At 71.1% G+C, this 16685-nt stretch carries 14 protein-coding genes and 2 pseudogenes; 10 read left to right on the top strand and 6 right to left on the bottom strand.

Annotated elements, in window-relative coordinates; all coding sequences use genetic code 11:
- Positions 1-79 precede the first annotated feature (79 nt).
- On the top strand, positions 80-1723 hold the full coding sequence (locus P3L51_RS28645) for a DNA repair helicase XPB (RefSeq protein ID WP_354608214.1): 1644 nt from the start codon (positions 80-82) through the stop codon (positions 1721-1723).
- 109 nt (positions 1724-1832) lie between these two features.
- On the opposite strand, the gene P3L51_RS28640 is transcribed toward P3L51_RS28645, so the two are convergent.
- The gene (locus P3L51_RS28640) at positions 1833-2042 is read right to left on the bottom strand and encodes a hypothetical protein (RefSeq protein WP_354608213.1); all 210 of its coding nucleotides are present in this window, start codon (positions 2040-2042) and stop codon (positions 1833-1835) included.
- 443 nt (positions 2043-2485) lie between these two features.
- Here P3L51_RS28640 and P3L51_RS28635 point away from each other — a divergent pair, with 443 nt between their 5' ends.
- The 5 genes and pseudogenes from P3L51_RS28635 (at position 2486) to P3L51_RS28615 (ending at position 8103) form a co-directional block, all read left to right on the top strand.
- Positions 2486-4618: a HelD family protein gene (locus tag P3L51_RS28635; protein ID WP_494338550.1), complete on the top strand. Its 2133-nt coding sequence runs from the start codon at positions 2486-2488 to the stop codon at positions 4616-4618.
- Positions 4619-4632: 14 nt separating this feature from the next.
- A complete protein-coding gene (locus P3L51_RS28630) occupies positions 4633-5463 on the top strand; it encodes a signal peptidase II (protein WP_354608212.1) in 831 nt (276 codons plus the stop codon).
- Between the two features lie 189 nt (positions 5464-5652).
- A pseudogene (locus P3L51_RS28625) lies at positions 5653-6135 on the top strand (asparagine synthase (glutamine-hydrolyzing)); the annotation flags it as partial.
- 58 nt (positions 6136-6193) lie between these two features.
- Complete coding sequence (locus P3L51_RS28620; protein WP_354608215.1) at positions 6194-6643, top strand: asparagine synthase-related protein; 450 nt, start codon at positions 6194-6196, stop codon at positions 6641-6643.
- Between the two features lie 233 nt (positions 6644-6876).
- On the top strand, positions 6877-8103 hold the full coding sequence (locus tag P3L51_RS28615) for an acetyl-CoA C-acyltransferase (protein WP_354608211.1): 1227 nt from the start codon (positions 6877-6879) through the stop codon (positions 8101-8103).
- A gap of 254 nt (positions 8104-8357) precedes the next feature.
- Here the strand turns inward: P3L51_RS28615 and P3L51_RS28610 are convergent, their stop codons facing one another.
- Together P3L51_RS28610 and P3L51_RS28605 are read right to left on the bottom strand one after the other, a co-directional pair.
- Positions 8358-9062: a copper homeostasis protein CutC gene (locus tag P3L51_RS28610; RefSeq protein ID WP_354608210.1), complete on the bottom strand. Its 705-nt coding sequence runs from the start codon at positions 9060-9062 to the stop codon at positions 8358-8360.
- A gap of 165 nt (positions 9063-9227) precedes the next feature.
- On the bottom strand, positions 9228-10280 hold the full coding sequence (locus P3L51_RS28605; protein ID WP_435594547.1) for a DUF8832 domain-containing protein: 1053 nt from the start codon (positions 10278-10280) through the stop codon (positions 9228-9230).
- A 292-nt stretch (positions 10281-10572) separates the two neighbouring features.
- Here P3L51_RS28605 and P3L51_RS28600 point away from each other — a divergent pair, with 292 nt between their 5' ends.
- Positions 10573-12798 carry a heavy metal translocating P-type ATPase gene (locus P3L51_RS28600; RefSeq protein ID WP_435594546.1) on the top strand — a complete coding sequence of 742 codons (2226 nt, stop codon included), beginning with the start codon at positions 10573-10575 and terminating at the stop codon, positions 12796-12798.
- Positions 12799-13022: 224 nt separating this feature from the next.
- A pseudogene (locus P3L51_RS28595) lies at positions 13023-13910 on the top strand (ThuA domain-containing protein); the annotation flags it as partial.
- Positions 13911-14077: 167 nt separating this feature from the next.
- Here P3L51_RS28595 and P3L51_RS28590 read toward each other — a convergent pair.
- The 3 genes from P3L51_RS28590 to P3L51_RS28580 are packed head-to-tail and all read right to left on the bottom strand — an operon-like array spanning position 14078 to position 15677.
- The gene (locus tag P3L51_RS28590; RefSeq protein ID WP_354608207.1) at positions 14078-14422 is read right to left on the bottom strand and encodes an Asp23/Gls24 family envelope stress response protein; all 345 of its coding nucleotides are present in this window, start codon (positions 14420-14422) and stop codon (positions 14078-14080) included.
- A complete protein-coding gene (locus P3L51_RS28585) occupies positions 14419-15147 on the bottom strand; it encodes an Asp23/Gls24 family envelope stress response protein (RefSeq protein WP_354608206.1) in 729 nt (242 codons plus the stop codon). Before P3L51_RS28585 ends, P3L51_RS28590 begins: the two co-directional genes overlap by 4 nt.
- The gene (locus P3L51_RS28580) at positions 15138-15677 is read right to left on the bottom strand and encodes an RNA polymerase sigma factor (protein WP_354608205.1); all 540 of its coding nucleotides are present in this window, start codon (positions 15675-15677) and stop codon (positions 15138-15140) included. The genes P3L51_RS28585 and P3L51_RS28580 overlap by 10 nt, the downstream gene beginning before the upstream one ends.
- 235 nt (positions 15678-15912) lie before the next feature.
- Between P3L51_RS28580 and P3L51_RS28575 the strand changes: the two genes are divergently transcribed.
- On the top strand, positions 15913-16443 hold the full coding sequence (locus P3L51_RS28575; protein ID WP_354608204.1) for an Asp23/Gls24 family envelope stress response protein: 531 nt from the start codon (positions 15913-15915) through the stop codon (positions 16441-16443).
- A 26-nt stretch (positions 16444-16469) separates the two neighbouring features.
- A complete protein-coding gene (locus tag P3L51_RS28570; protein WP_354608203.1) occupies positions 16470-16655 on the top strand; it encodes a hypothetical protein in 186 nt (61 codons plus the stop codon).
- Positions 16656-16685: the final 30 nt, after the last annotated feature.

Below are 16685 nucleotides of genomic sequence, written 5' to 3'. Positions count from 1 at the left end.
CCCCGAAACCCCCCGCGATGCGCGACACTGGACGTTTGGCCGCGTGTAGTGGCCGTACGCAGGACGAAAGGGCGCAGCTGTGAATGGACCTCTCATCGTCCAGAGCGACAAAACGTTGCTGCTGGAGGTGGACCACGATCAGGCCGATGCCTGCCGTCGTGCCATCGCGCCCTTCGCCGAGCTGGAGCGCGCGCCGGAGCACATCCATACGTATCGGCTGACCCCGCTCGGGCTGTGGAACGCTCGGGCCGCCGGGCATGACGCCGAGCAGGTCATCGACGCGCTCGTGGCGTTCTCGCGCTACCCGGTGCCGCACGCGCTGCTCGTGGACGTCGCCGAGACCATGGCCAGGTACGGGCGGCTCACGCTGTCCAAGCACCCCACCCATGGGCTCGTGCTGACCTGCACCGACCGGCCGGTGCTTGAGGAGATCCTGCGGTCGAAGAAGGTGCAGCCGCTGGTCGGTACCCGGATCGACCCGGACACCGTCGCCGTGCACCCCTCCGAGCGCGGGCAGATCAAGCAGACGCTGCTGAAGCTGGGCTGGCCGGCGGAGGACCTGGCCGGGTATGTCGACGGCGAGGCGCACGCCATCGAGCTGGACGAGCGGGAGTGGTCGCTGCGCCCGTATCAGAAGCAGGCCGTCGAGGGCTTCTGGCACGGCGGGTCCGGGGTCGTGGTGCTGCCGTGCGGCGCGGGCAAGACGCTCGTCGGCGCCGGGGCGATGGCGCAGGCGAAGGCGACGACGCTGATCCTCGTCACCAACACCGTCTCCGCCCGGCAGTGGAAGCACGAGCTGATCCGGCGGACGTCGCTGACCGAGGAGGAGATCGGCGAGTACAGCGGTACGCGCAAGGAGATCCGCCCGGTCACGATCGCGACGTACCAGGTGCTCACGGTCCGCCGTAAAGGCGTCTATCCGCACCTGGAGCTGTTCGATTCGCGCGACTGGGGCCTGGTCATCTACGACGAGGTGCATCTGCTGCCCGCCCCCGTCTTCAAGTTCACCGCCGACCTCCAGGCGCGGCGCCGTCTCGGGCTGACGGCGACGCTCGTACGGGAGGACGGCCGCGAGTCGGACGTCTTCTCGCTCATCGGGCCGAAGCGCTTCGACGCGCCGTGGAAGGAGATCGAGGCGCAGGGCTACATCGCGCCCGCGGACTGTGTCGAGGTACGGGTCAATCTCACCGACAGCGAACGCCTGGCGTACGCGACGGCCGAGCAGGACGAGAAGTACCGCTTCTGCGCGACGACGGCGACGAAGCGCAAGGTGACGGAGGCGCTGGTCCGTAAGCACATGGGCGAGCAGACGCTGGTCATCGGCCAGTACATCGACCAGCTCGACGAGCTGGGAGAGCATCTGGACGCCCCGGTGATCAAGGGTGAGACGAGCAACGCGCAGCGGGAGAAGCTGTTCGAGGCGTTCCGGCAGGGCGAGATCTCGGTGCTCGTCGTGTCGAAGGTCGCGAACTTCTCGATCGATCTGCCGGAGGCGACGGTCGCGATCCAGGTGTCCGGCACGTTCGGCTCCCGCCAGGAGGAGGCGCAGCGGCTCGGCCGGGTGCTCCGCCCGAAGGCGGACGGCCACGAGGCGCGCTTCTACTCGGTGGTGGCGCGCGACACGATCGACCAGGACTTCGCGGCGCACCGCCAGCGTTTCCTCGCGGAGCAGGGGTACGCCTACCGCATCGTGGACGCCGACGAGTTGCTGGCCGGCAACTGAGCCGGGACGAACCGGGCGGGCGGGGCGGGCGCTCCAACCGCCGGGAGTGACCGGGCAGTCACGGTCGGGTACATCGGTCGGTTACGTCGGTCGATCAGGGGCTTACGGATCAGCGCATGATGCCCGCCTCCTCCTCGTACTCACCGAGGACGGCCACGCCGAACGCGGCGGCCACGAAGACCTTGACGGCGCGCAGCGCGTCGCCGACGCGGTGCGGGGCGTGCGGGCCCGAGTGAGGGGCGGAGCCGAGCGCCGTCGCCCCGCTGCGCGAGGGACCGGCGTGCACGGACGGGATGGGGGTGAAGGTCGCTGTACTCATACTTCAATGGTGCTTCTCCGGCGACCGGAACACATCGCTCTGCGGAGTGAAACGGCAAAGCCGTTCCCTACGACCCCAGAGATACGGCATCCCCTACGGGGACTACACCCCCACCCCTGACGCATACCAGGGAAAGGGAATGAGACGCGCGAGCCCGAGACGAGCCCGAGGCGGAACGAGACGAGCCCGAGTCCGACCGAGACCGGACCGCAGCGGACCGAGACCGGCGCCGGACCCGGATCAGCGGCCGGAAAAATAACCGTTCGCCCACCCGCCGCCCGCTGACTACACTCTCCCTCTTCTCCCGCCTCCCTCCGAGGAGCGCCGCCACCCGGTCGGAAACCGGGCGGCTGCCCTGACGTGATCCATCGCCGACGCCTCGCCGCCACCCCGTCACCACCGGGTCGCGGCCCGTCGGCCTGCGTACATCCGGAGGCACCACCGTGTCCGCGCACGACCCCGCAGCGACCCGTACAGCGACGAGTACCGACACCGGCACCGCCCCCGACCCCCTCCTCGCCCGCGAACGCGCCCACCTCAACGCCTCCCGCGCCGCCCTGCGCTCCATGCGCGAGGACGTCCAGGCCCTCGACATCCGCGACGTGACGGCGAACTGGGTCAACGCCGCCGTCCTCGAAGCGCAGATCGAGGACCGCATCAAGGCGCTGGCCGACCTCTCCCACACCCCGCTCTTCTTCGGCCGCCTCGACTACGAGCACGCCGTCGGCGCCGACGAGGCCGAGGGCGCCGAGGGCGAGCGCTTCTACATCGGCCGGCGGCACGTCCACGACGCCGGCGGCAACCCCATGGTGATCGACTGGCGCGCGCCCGTCTCGCAAGCCTTCTACCAGGCCTCCAAGAAGAATCCGCTGGACGTCGGCCTGCGCCGCCGCTTCGGCTACACGGCCGGCGAGCTCACCGCGTACGAGGACGAACACCTCTCCGACCCGGCGGAGGCGGCCCACTCCAGCAAGCTGCTCCAGGCCGAGATCGAGCGCCCGCGCGTCGGCCCCATGCGGGACATCGTCGCGACGATCCAGCCCGAGCAGGACGAGATCGTCCGGGCCGGGCTCGGCGGTTCCGTCTGCGTACAGGGCGGCCCCGGCACCGGAAAGACGGCGGTCGGCCTGCACCGGGTGGCGTATCTGCTGTACGCGCACCGCGACCGGCTGGCCCGTACCGGCACGCTCGTCATCGGACCGAACGCCTCCTTCCTGCACTACATCGAGCAAGTGCTGCCCGCGCTGGGCGAGTTGGAGGTCAAGCAGGCGACCGTCGACGAGCTGGTGGCGTCGGGGCCAGGCCAGGTGCGGGTGCAGGGCGTGGACAGCGCGGCGACGGCGGTGATCAAGGGCGACGCCCGTATGGCACGGGTGCTGCGCCGGGCCGTCCGCTCCCACGTCACGCTCCCGACCGAGCCGGTCATGGTGGTGCGCGGCTCCCGGCGCTGGCGGATCCCGGCGTACGAACTCGAAGAACTGGTACGGGAGTTGCTGGCCCGCGACATCCGCTACGGCGCCGCGCACGAAGCCCTGCCGCAGCGCATCGCGCACGCCGTGCTCGTACAGATGGAGAGGTCCGGCGAGGCGCCCGACGACCGCGTGCAGGACGCGGTGGCCCGTAACGCCGCGGTGAAGGCCACCGTCAAGGCGCTGTGGCCCGCCGTCGACCCGGCGAAACTGGTGCTGCGGCTGCTCTCCGACGCGGACTTCCTGGCCGAGCACGCGGAGGGGCTGCTCACGGCGGACGAGCAGGAGACGCTGCTGTGGACGAAGCCGCCGCGCAGCCTGAAGACGGCGAAGTGGTCGGCGGCGGACGCGGTGCTGATCGACGAGGCGAACGATCTGGTGTCCCGTACGCACTCGCTCGGCCACGTCGTACTGGACGAGGCGCAGGATCTGTCCCCGATGCAGTACCGGGCGGTGGGCCGGCGCTGCTCGACCGGCTCGGCGACGGTGCTCGGGGACCTCGCGCAGGGCACCACGCCCTGGGCGACGGCGAGTTGGGCGGAGGCCCTGGCGCATCTGGGCAAGCCGGACACGGTGGTCGAGGAACTGACGGCCGGTTTCCGCGTACCGCGCGAGGTGATCGCCTACGCGTCGCGTCTGCTGCCCGCGATCTCGCCGGGGCTGACGGAGGTGGCGTCGGTACGTGAGTCGCCGGGCTCGCTGGAGGTACGGGAGGTACGTCCGGTGGAAGCGGACGCGGCGGTCGTCGGCGCCTGCGTGGAGTCGCTGCGCCACGAGGGCTCGATCGGCCTGATCGCGGCGGACGCCCGTGTCCCGGCGCTGTCCGCCGCCCTGACGGCGGCGGACCTGCCGCATCTGGCCCCGGGCGAGGAGACGACGGCGATCTCCCGCCTCACCCTGGTCCCGGCGTCGCTGGCGAAGGGCCTGGAGTACGACTACGTGGTCCTGGACGAGCCCTCGGCGGTGGTGGCGGGCGAACCGGACGAGCGCACGGGCCTGCGCCGCCTGTACGTGGCACTGACCCGCGCGGTCTCGGGCCTGCTCGTGATCCACGCCTCTCCACTGCCGGACCAGCTGGACACAGCCTGGGCGGGGTCGGCCGGGTAGGCGACACTGTTCGGGTGAACTCGAACGATGATCCCGAGGCGGAGACGGTGGCTGCGGCCGATGGCGCGGCTGGAGCGGGAGGTACGGAAGGTACGGGGGGTACGGGCGCGGTGCTCGGCGCGACGGCAGTGGCCGGTGCGCGTGACGACGGCAGCGGTGGCAGCGGCGACGACGGCAGCGCCGACGGCGGCCGGAGCGACGGCAGCGAGGGCGCCGACCTGAGCGAGGCCGCGCGTACGGACGGCGCGGACCCCGGCGGCACCGCCAACAGCACCGCCCTCGCTCCCACCCGCCGACTCTTCTGGTCCGCTCTTGGCATTGCCCTCGGGCTCCTCCTCCTCGACCAGGGCACCAAGTGGTGGGCCGTCGGCGCGTTGGGGAATTCGGAGTCGATCCCCGTCATCGGCGACTTCATCCGCTTCTGGCTCGTCTACAACCCGGGCGCCGCCTTCTCCCTGGGTACCGGCGTGACCTGGATCTTCACCGTGTTCGCCGGGGTCGCCGTCGTCGCCATCGCCTGGTACGCGTGGCGCTTGCGCTCCATCCCGTGGACGTACGCGCTCGGGCTGCTCCTCGGCGGCGCCACCTCGCACTTCGGCGACCGGCTGTTCCGCGACCCCGGCTTCGGGCGCGGGCACGTGGTCGACTTCATCGACTACTCGGGGTTCTTCGTCGGAAACGTCGCCGACATCGGGATCTTCGCGGGCGCCGTGACCATCGTGGTGCTCTCGTTCAAGGGCATAGAGGCCACCCACGCCGCCCCGACCGGCGACACCACCCACATCACCGACACCACCGACACCACCCGGACTGCCGACGCGGGGAGTGACCTCTCCCGCGAATGATCGTTTCCTCTCGTGGTGGTCGGCTTCGGATGTCCGGTCGCCGGCTTCCCCACAGCTCCGCCGGAGGCCTGAGACGCGAGGCTGCCCCGTCGTACGGGGCCGGGGGTGACGACGGTGTGCGGTCTGACGGGATATACGGGTTCCACGGGTGCTCCGCCCACCGGCGCCGCCGGTTCCCCGCTCAAGGAGATGACCGAGACCCTGGCGGGCCGGCGGCAGCCCCTCGTACGGGAGCGCGGCGGACGTACCGAACTCGTGGTGGTCTTCGCCGGTGAGGTCTGCAACCACACCGAGCCGCGACGTGAACTGTCCGCCCTCGGCCGCCACTTCCGCACCCGGAGCGACAGCGAGTCCGTGCTCCACGCCGTCGCGACCTGGGGCGAAAGGGCCCTGTCCCGCCTGGAGGGCAGGTTCGCCTACGCGGCCCGGCACCCGGTCACCCGGCGCCTGACCCCCGCGCGGGACCGCCTCGGCGTCAAATCCCTGTGCTACGCCGCCACGAGGGACGACGTGGTCTTCGGTTCCGAGCCGAAAGCCGTCCTCGCGCATCCCGGCGTCGAGACCGCCGTGGATCTGGGCGGCTTCCGGGAGCCGCTGCTCCGCACCCATCCCGTGATCAAGACTCCGGGCCGCAGCCCCTTCGCCGGACTGTGCGAGGTACGGCCCGGCACCACCGTCACCTTCCCCTGGGAGCGGGCTCTGGCCCGCGCGGACCTCACCCGCCCGCTCGATCCCGCCCTGGCCGAGGACCCGGACCTGGGCCTGGACCTGGCCGAGGACCCGGACCTGGCCGCGCGCCGCCGCGAGCTGTACCGGGAGGCGTCGGCCGAAGTCGGCCGGCTGCCGGGTGCCGGGTGCCTCCGCCGCCGCCGAGGCCGCCCCGCGCCTCAACAGCCACCTCAACCTCACCCGCTTCCTGCCCTGTCCGCCGGACCGCACCGACCGGCTCAGCATGGGCATCGGCCCGGAGGTCCGGGTCCCGTGCCTGGACAGCCGGTTGGTCGAGTACGTCTTCAACGCGCCATGGCGCTCCAAGACCTTCGACGGACGCGAGAAGAGCCTGCCGCGCGCCGCCGTGGCCGATCCGCTGCCCGAACCCGAACCCGAACCCGTACCGGCGCGGCGCGGCGCAAGAGTCCGTATCCACCGGTCCGCGAGCCCGGCTACCGGGCGATCCTGACCGCCCAGGCCGGCCGAGCGCCGACGGTGGGCGGACCCGCCGTGGATCTGCTCGACCGGCGGGCGGTACGCCGCCCGCTGCTGGAGGCCGACGGCGAGGACCGGTTCCCGCGCGAGGGGCTGGAGTTCGTCCTGGACCTGGACCACTGGCCGCGCACCCACCGGCCCGCCCTGAAGCTGTAACACCCCATCCCCACACTCCCACCAGCCCCTTCGACCGACCTGGACCACCTCATGCGGCACCCCGTGATCGTCTCCGCCGTCCGTACGCCCATCGGGCGCGCCCGTACCGGCGCGCTCGCCTCCGTACGGCCCGACAACCTGCTCGCCCACACCGTCGCCGAAGCCCTGGCCCGCGTACCGGGCACGGCACCGGCGGACATCGACGACCTCGTCGTCGGCTGCGCGCTGCCCGGCGGCGAGCAGGGCTTCAACATCGCCCGGATCACCGCCGTCCTGCTCGGCTGGGACCATGTGCCCGGAGTGACGGTGAACCGCTTCTGCACGTCCTCCCTCCAGGCCATCCGCATGGCCGCGCAAGCGGTGCGGTGCGGCGACGCGGATGTCGTCGTCGCCGCGGGCGTGGAGTCGCAGTCGCGCCTCGGACTGCACGGCAGCAGCGACACCTGGCCGGACACCGAGAACCCCGCCTTCGCCGAGGCCCGCGAACGCTCCGCACGCCACGCCCTCGCCGGGACCCCGCCCACGCACTGGACCGACCCCCGCCGACAGCACCAGCTGCCCGACCCGTACATCCCCGTCGGTCTCGCCGCCGAGAACGCCGCCGACGCCTACGGAATCTCCCGCGAGTCCATGGACGTCTACGCCGCCCGCTCGCACCGCCTCACCGAACTCGCCGTCGCCGAGAGCTTCCACTTCGGCGACATCACGCCGGTCAAAACCCCTCACGGCGCGACGGCCGGCACCGACGACTGCCCCCGCACCGGGGTGACCCCGCAGACCTTGGCCGCGCTGCCGCCCCGCTTCCGACCGGGCGGCAGGGTCACCGCGGGCAACAGTTCCCCGCTGTCCGACGGCGCGGCGGCCGTCGTCGTCATGTCGGAGTCGTACGCGCGCGAGCACAGCCACACCCCGCTCGCCCGCGTTCTCGCCACCGCGCTGTCCGCCTCCAGCCCGGAGACGGAGGGCACCGCGCCCGTCACCGCGACGCACACCGTGCTCGACCGGGCGGGGATGTCACTGTCCGACGTGGGCACCGTCGCCGCCAACGAGCCCTTCGCCGCCCAAGTACTCGCCTACTGCGCCGCGCTCGGCCTCGACCCCGAGCGCGTGAACACGCACGGGGGTTCCATCGCCCTGGGTGAGCCCTTCGGCTCCGCGGGCGCGCGCCTCACCACCACGGCCCTCACCACGCTGCGGCACGACGACCTGTCCACGGCCCTGGTGTCCGTCGTCGCGGCCGGCGGTCAGGGCATGGCAATGCTGCTGGAACGCGTGTAGCCGACCAGCGGCCGGCCCACAGGGGATCCACCCGACGGGCTCAGGTCCCCCTGGGCCGTGTCTTCAAAGTCCCGCCTGGCCCGCGACGCCTGGCACGGCACCTCGCCGCGTTGTCGGAGCCGGAGCCGGAGCCGGAGTCGGCCAAGTACGCCCAGTACGCCCAGTACGAGACCGATCCTCCGCCTTGCGATGCACCGCACCAGACGCCGCGGGCCCCGCCCTGCGGGCGGACGGCGCTACTTTGAAGACACGACCTAGGCGTCGATCGCCTCGCGCCACTCCCGTACCGTCGCCTCGTCCACCGGCGCGGCCCAGCCGTTCGGCCGGGCCGCGCCGCCGATGTGGAACGCGTTCAGGCCGCCCGCGCGGAGCTGCGGCAGGTGGTCGAGCCGCAGGCCACCGCCGACGAGGAGTTCGGGACCGTAGCCCGGTTCGTCACGGGCCCCCGACGCCGCCTCCGCCAGCAGGGCCGGGATGCCGTCGTCGACCCCGCTCGCCGAACCCGCCGTGAGATACGTGTCCAGACCGGGCAGCTCCGCGAGTTGCTTGCGCAGCGCGTCGCGGTTCGCCGCGCGGTCGATCGCCCGGTGGAAGGTCCAGCGGCAGGGGTCCAGCTCCGCGACGAGCCGTTCGACCGTGACGAGATCCGGGTTGCCCGCGATGTCGAGGAAGCCGAGTACGAACTCGTCGGCGCCCTCGATCCGCATCGCGCCCACGGCTTCCACCAGCGCGTCCACGTCTTCCGGCGAGCCCGCCGAGAACCCGTCCTGGAGCCTCAGCATCACGCGCAGCGAGATGTCGACGGAGGCACGGATCTTGGCGAAGGTCTCGACCGCCGGGGTGAGGCCGTCGGCCGCCATGTCGGTGACCAGCTCAAGCCGGTCCGCCCCGCCGGCCTGGGCCGCGACAGCGTCCTCGGCGTCGAGGGCGATCACCTCCAGGACTGCACGCTTGCTCATGGGAACCCATTCCGTTCGGGAGGCTGGTCGGGAGGCTGGGAAGCCGGGCGTACTCGGGACGAACGGGACGATCGGTCGCCGGTCGACCCGCTATAGGTCTAGTCCAATAGCCAGCCTACGACGCCGCACGGCGCGTTCGCATCACCAAACCTCCACCACACCACATCAGTGGCCGCCGGCTCGCACGGTGAAGGCCGCGGTCCGGACCTTCCCCTCGTGCCGGAAGTCGAAGAACAGCCGGTATGCCCCGTCGCTGGGCGCCGTCGCCCCGAAGGACACCTTCGCGCCCGACCGGCCGTCCGGGTGGACGTGCAGATAGGCGAGGTCACCGGCGCGGAGGGCGACGAGGTGACCGTAAGCCCCCAGGTAGGGCTGGAGGTTGGTGACGGGCGCGCCGTCCTTGCTGACCGTCAGTTTCACGTCGCTCGCCTTGCCGGGGGTCAGTGCGCCGTCGAGTGCGACCTGGTAGCCGTCGACCTCGGCGGTGGCACGGACGGGCGGGAGGGCGGCGGGCTCGTACGGTCCCGATACGGCGAGGTCCGCGCCGAGTGTGAGGTTCGTCGCGGCAGCGGCGTGGGCGCTCTCCTCGCGGGCCCCGCCTTCCGCGTGAGCCCCGCCTTCCGCGCCGCTTTCCGTGTGCGCCCCCTCTGCCGCGCCGCCTTCCGTGCCGTCTTCCGTGTGAGCCCCGCCCTTCTCGTCGGCCGCCGCCCTCCCGCCCGGCGTGAAGTCGGCGAAGACCCGGTAGTCGCCCGCCTTGGGCAGCTCGACGGGGATGGACCACACACCGTCGGCCGCGCGCTGCGGGTGCAGATGCCGGAAGACGGTCAGATCACGCGAGGCGACGATGAAGTGCAGCTCCTTCTCGTGCTCGCGCTCGTACGAGGTGAGGTTGCGGTCGTGCCCGTCCTTGATCGAGAACTTCAGTTCGGTACGGGCCCCGGCCTCGATCGCGGTCTTTTCGAGGGCGAGGCTGTAGCCGCCGTCGGAGATCTGGAGCCCGCCGGCGGGCAGCTTCTCCGTCCCCGCCTCCGTTCCCGCACCCGCCTCCTCGCCCTCGCCGGCACTCTCCCGCGCGCCCGCCCCGTGCCCCTTCTCGTGCCGCGCGGGCGGTGGCTTCTCGGCGACCACCGGATCCGTAACCGCCCCGACGCCGTACGCGACCCCGAACGTCGCGGCGAGCGCGGCGGCGTACGCGGCGATCCTGACCCCGGTGTTCATGGTGATGTTCATGAGTCGAATATACCCCTGGGGGGTATAAAGTCAAGCGAGGAACTACCCTTGTCCGAGATAGGGGCGAGGGGTATACATGAATCAGGAGCGAGATACCCCCTAGGGGTATTTGAACCCTGGACCGCGACAGAGGACACAGAGGAGAAGGCCAGCCATGAGCACCACACCGGCAACCGACACATCCGCCGTCGCCCCCGCCGGCCCGGCCGCCGTCCCGACCAAGGCCACCGCCACCGCCACCGCCACCGCCACTGTCGACGTCGAGCTCGCCATCGGTGGCATGACCTGCGCCTCGTGCGCGGCTCGTATCGAGAAGAAGCTGAACCGGATGGACGGCGTCGAGGCGACCGTCAACTACGCCACGGAGAAGGCCAAGGTCAGCTTCGCGCGGGGCGATCTCTCCGTACGCGACCTGATCGCCACCGTCGAGGCGACCGGCTACACCGCCGCCGAGCCACCCCCGCCCCGACCGGCGGGCGGCGGTCCCGGCACGGACCGCGACGTCGGCGACGTAAGCGACCGCGAGGACGACGAACTGCGGCCCCTGCGCGAGCGGTTGATCACCGCCGTGGTCCTCTCCGTACCCGTCATCGCGATGGCGATGATCCCGGCGCTTCAGATCGAGTACTGGCAGTGGCTGTCGCTGACCCTCGCCGCTCCGGTCGTCACCTATGCCGCGTGGCCGTTCCACCGCGCCGCGTGGACGAACGCCAAGCACGGCGCGGCGACGATGGACACGCTGATCTCGGTCGGGACGTCGGCCGCGTTCCTGTGGTCGTTGTGGGCGCTGTTCTTCGGTACGGCGGGCACGCCGGGCATGACGCATCCCTTCGAGCTGACGATCGCGCGGAGCGACGGCGCCGGGAACATCTATCTGGAGGCGGCGGCGGGTGTCACCGCGTTCATCCTGGCGGGCCGGTACTTCGAGGCCCGTTCCAAGCGCAAGGCCGGGGCCGCGCTGAAGGCGCTGATGGAGCTGGGCGCGAAGGAGGTCACCGTCCTGCGCGGCGGCACGGAAGTGACCGTGCCGACAGGGGAGTTGGCGGTCGGGGACCGGTTCGTCGTACGCCCGGGGGAGAAGATCGCCACCGACGGCACGGTGGCGGAGGGCACTTCCGCCGTCGACGCGTCCATGCTGACCGGTGAATCGGTGCCGGTGGAGGTCGGGCCGGGCGACACCGTGACCGGGGCGACCCTCAACGCGGGGGGCCGGCTGGTCGTGGCGGCCACCCGTATCGGCTCCGACACCCAGCTCGCCCGCATGGCCCGCATGGTCGAGGACGCGCAGAACGGCAAAGCCGCCGCCCAGCGCCTCGCCGACAAGATCTCCGCCGTCTTCGTCCCCGTCGTCATCGCCCTCGCGCTCGGCACACTCGGCTTCTGGCTGGGCAACGGATCGGGTCTGACGGCCGCGTTCACAGCCGCCGTCGCCGTACTGATCATCGCCTGCCCCTGCGCTCTGGGCCTGGCCACGCCCACCGCTCTGATGGTCGGCACGGGGCGGGGCGCGCAGCTCGGCATCCTCATCAAGGGCCCTGAAGTACTGGAATCGACCCGCAAGGTCGACACGATCGTCCTCGACAAGACCGGCACCGTCACCACCGGCAGGATGACCCTCCTCGGCGTCCACACCGCCGACAACACGGACAAGACCGAACTGCTCCGGCTGGCGGGCGCGTTGGAGCACGCCTCCGAGCACCCCATCGCCCGCGCGGTCGCCGCCGGAGCCACCGACCAGGTCGGCGCGCTCCCCACCCCCGAGGACTTCGCGAACATCGCCGGCCTCGGAGTCCAGGGAATCGTCGAGGGCCACGCCGTCCTCGTCGGCCGCGAGCGGCTTCTGGCGGAGTGGGAGATCCGGCTCCCGGAGGAGCTGGAGCGCGCGAAGTCGCAGGCGGAGGCCGCAGGGCGTACGGCCATCGCGGTCGCCTGGGACGGTGAGGCGCGCGGCATCCTGGAAGTGGCCGACGCGGTCAAGGACACCAGCGCCGAGGCGATCCGCCGCCTGCGCGGCCTCGGACTCACCCCCGTCCTGCTCACCGGCGACAACAAGACCGTCGCCGAGGCGGTCGCCAGGGAAGTCGGCATCACCGACGTCATCGCGGAAGTCATGCCCGAGGACAAGGTCGATGTCGTCAAACGCCTCCAGGCACAGGGCAAGTCCGTCGCGATGGTCGGCGACGGCGTCAACGACGCCGCCGCGCTCGCCCAGGCCGACCTCGGCCTGGCCATGGGCACCGGCACCGACGCCGCGATCGAAGCCGGCGACCTCACCCTCGTCACCGGCGACCTCCGCGCCGCGGCCGACGCCATCCGGCTCTCCCGCCGCACCCTCGGCACCATCAAGGGCAATCTCTTCTGGGCCTTCGGCTACAACGTCGCGGCGCTCCCCCTCGCCGCGGCCGGACTCCTCAATCCCATGATCGCGGGGGCGGCCATGGCCTTCTCGTCCGTCTTCGTCGTCGGCAACTCCCTTCGGCTCCGGGGCTTCAAGGCATCCGGCTGAGCGGTCCGGAGCGGCTCGGAGCTGTTCGAGCGGCTCAAGTGGCTCAAGCCGTTCGAGCGTTCGGAGCCGTTCGAACGTTCGGAGCCGCTCGAGCGGTTCGAGCGGCCGAATGCTGGTCCAGACCAAAGCCTTGACAGGGTGGCGCTTCACTTCTTAGATCGAAGAGGTGAAGCGCTTTCTGTCGTTTCCCGACCGCCCCGCTTCCCGATCCACCTGCTTGTCATATGCATGACAGCCCCCACTCAGGAAGGGATCGTCACGTGCTCACCAGGACACGTTTCACACAACGCCCGCTCCGTCTGCTCCTGCTGTTCGCCGTCCTCCTCGGTCTGGCCGCCATACCCACCACCGGCCGCACGGCGTCGGCGGCGCCGGCCGAGCAGAAGGCCGGCCAGCAGGCGGCGGACTTCAAGGTCCTCGGCTTCTACAGCGGCACCTGGGACGCCGCGCACATCAACTTCGTGGCGGAGGCGAGGAAGTGGTTCCCGCAGACCGCCGCGGCGAACAACTTCACGTTCGAGTCGACCAACAACTGGAACCGGCTGACCGGCACCGGCCTCCAGGGCGTGGACGTGGTCCTGTTCCTCGACGACCTGCCGCAGAGCGCGGCCCAGCGGTCGGGCTTCGAGCAGTACATGCGCAACGGCGGCGGCTGGATGGGCTTCCATGTCGCGGCCTTCACCACGGGTGCCCAGCAGTGGCCCTGGTACCACAACGAGTTCCTGGGCAGCGGCAACTTCAAGTCCAACACCTGGGGCCCGACCACCGCCAAGCTGAAGACCGAGAACACCTCGCACCCGACGCTCGCGGGCATTCCGGCGACCTTCACCTCGTCGGTCAGCGAGTGGTACAGCTGGTCGAACAATCTCCGGTCGAATCCCAACATCAAGGTCCTGGCCTCGGTCGACAAGTCGAGCTTCCCGCTCGGTACGGACCCCAACCAGTCCTGGTACAGCGGGGACTACCCGATCCTCTGGACCAACAGCAACTACAAGATGCTGTACGCGAACTTCGGCCACAACGCCATGGACTACAACACCAACACGGGCCTGTCGTCCACGTTCGACAGCGCGACGCAGAACCGCTTCGTGATCAACGGGCTGAAGTGGCTGGCGCAGTGATCCGCTGAATCAGCTCGGTTCAACCAGCTCGGTTGAATCAGTCCGGCCGAATCAGTCCGGCCGAATCGGACCGGTGTAATCAGCCAGGTCGGACGTGGCCGGTCGGACCACGCCGGTTGGACGAGGCCGGTTGGACGAGGCCGGTCAGACCAGGCCGGTCAGATGAGGCCGGTGACTGTCACCGTCACCGTGATACGTCCGCCGTCACCGGCCTCCGCCACTCCCAGCACCGCGTCCCGCACCGCACGCGTCACATCCAGCGTGCGGTGCGTCCGCCGCGCGACGACCTGGACCTCGATCTGCCAGGCGCCGGGAACCTTGCCCGGCCGCACCCGTACACCCGACTTCCGCCGGTCGCGCGACGCGTACGAGGCCAGGACCAGGTCGGCGAGTCCGGGCCGCAGGAAGGCGACACCGGGCACCCGCTCCACGGCGTCGACGGCGGCCTGCGCCAGCACGTCCTTCATCGCGCCGGTCGTGCCGACGGTCTCGTCGGGTGTCATCGGCCGTCTCCTTCCTCTTCGTCGAAGAGGTCGATCACCAGCACATCGATGCTCTCCACCTCGATACCGATGGCGTCCCGCGCCGAGTCCGCGACCCGCGCCCGGATCTCGTCGGCCAAGTCCGGCAGGTTGAGATGGACTCCGGCCGCCACTTCGAGCCGTACGTTCACCGGTCCGCGCTCGCGCGGGCTGATGCGGCAGCTCCCCGCCCGCACCCCCGGCAGGGACTCGGCGGCGGCCCGGAAGGCCCGCGCCGCCGCCGCTTCCACGATCCACAGATCCTCGTCGGGCTCGCCGAGCGGCAGCGGGCGGCCGGGGCGCAGCTCCAGCCGCACGATGTCCATGACGCGGGTCGTCAGGTCGGAGACCTCGGCCGGGCCGGGCAGCCCGGCTTCCCGCGTCCGGTCCACGGCCTCGCCGAGGGCGGCGAGGTCGGCCAGCGCGGCGGAGCAGTACGGGCACTCCAGCAGATGCGGGTCACTGACATGCCAGCCGGCCACATCCGGGGCGGTGACCCGCGGGCCGACGGCGCCGGGCGAGCCGTCGACCGCGTCCCAGGCCTCCCAGACCACGCTCAACTCCCGTCCGCACGGCAGGCGTTCGGTCTCGGTGCCGGTATCGGTGCCGGTATCGGTCTCGGTCTCCGTGCCGGTCTCGTCGGATTCCCCTTCGGCGCCCACGCCGTTTCCGGGGCCGGAGCGGTCGGGACGCGCGTTCAACGCCATGCGCTCATCGCCTCCGTCAGATAGCGGCGTGCGCGGAAGACCCGGCCCCGGACCGCCACCAGGCTGATCCCGACCGTCTCCGCGATGTTCTCGTAACTCATCCCGTGCAACTCCCGCAGCACCCAGCAGGCGCGCTGCTCGGGCGAGAGCCCGGCCATGGCCACCGCCAGCGCGCGCACGGCGGCGTGCGACTCGGCGGCGCGCGCCGGTGAGGACTCGTGCTCGGGCGCGGCCGGTTCCGGTACGGAGTCGAGGTCCGTCGCCGGGCGCCGGGCGCGCAGTTGGTTGAGGCACCGGTTGGTGACGATCCGGTATATCCAGGTCTTGAACTCCGCGTCACCCCGGAATTCCGGCAGCTTCCGCCAGGCGCTCACGAACGCGTCCTGCACGGCGTCCTCGGCCTCGGTCCGGCTGCCGAGGAGCCGGGTGGCCAGTTGGAGCATGACCGGCCCGTGGGTGCGTACGAGCAGCTCGAACGCCTCCTCGTCACCTTCGCCCGCGCGTACCGCCAGCAGATTCTCGCCGGGCACTCACCGACTCCTCTCGCCGCTCGTCGTATCCATTCCATGTATCTCGTGCGGACACATTGCTTGGACACGGGCCACCGCAGAACATCACGCGAGAATTCATGGAAATTTCCGCGTGACGAATGCCGGGCACCCGTGTCCAACGAGTTGAGAGTCCGGGAGATCCGGCGAACTCCCGTGACGACAAAAGAAATTCGACCCACGGCAATCGGCAATCGACATACGAGGAGGCTGTCCCATGGCAGCGACCCAGACCCAGGAAGTGTCCCCCGTCTCGGCCAAGGCGACGAGCGGCCAGGGCATCGGCACGACCAGCCCCGGCGCGAGTGGCTCCACCACCCTCGGCAGCGGCGCCACCGGAGCCTCCGAGCCCGCCGCCACCCGGGGCCGGACCTCCATCGCGGACGTCGTCGTCGTGAAGATCGCCGGAATGGCGGCGCGCGAGATCCCCGGGGTGTACGACATGGGCGGCGGCCTGTCCCGGACGCTCGGCGCCGTGCGCGACCGCGTCCCGGGCGGCCGTCCCAATGTGGGCCGGGGAGTGAAGGTCGAAGTCGGTGAGCGCCAGACCGCGATCGATCTGGACCTGGTGGTGGAGTACGGCGTACCGATCACCGATGTCGCCCGCGACGTCCGGGAGAACGTCATCGCGGCCGTCGAGCGGATCACCGGCCTTGAGGTCGTCGAGGTGAACGTCACGGTCAACGACGTGCATCTGCCCGACGACGAGGACGAGTCGAACAGCGTCACAGACACCCGCGTCGAGTGAACGGCCCGATGAAACCGGAGAATCCGATGAACGCGTCTGTCGTGGGGCTGATCGTCGGCATGGCCCTGGGCTTCGCGGGCTGGTTCGGCGGATTCGGGGCGTTCCTGCTGGTGGCCGCGTTGGGAGCGGTGGGCTTCGTGGCGGGGCGCCTGGCCGACCAGGGCATAAGCCTGCGCGAGTTCCTGGACCCGGACGAACGGAAGCGGCGGTGAGCGCGGGCGCCGGGAATCGTCTGGCCGCCG

The sequence above is a fragment of the Streptomyces panacea genome (assembly GCF_040560175.1).
GTDB classification, from domain to species: Bacteria; Actinomycetota; Actinomycetes; order Streptomycetales; family Streptomycetaceae; genus Streptomyces; species Streptomyces panacea.
The sequence above is the reverse complement of the archived record's forward strand: the minus strand, read 5'-3'. Positions and strand labels throughout refer to the sequence as shown.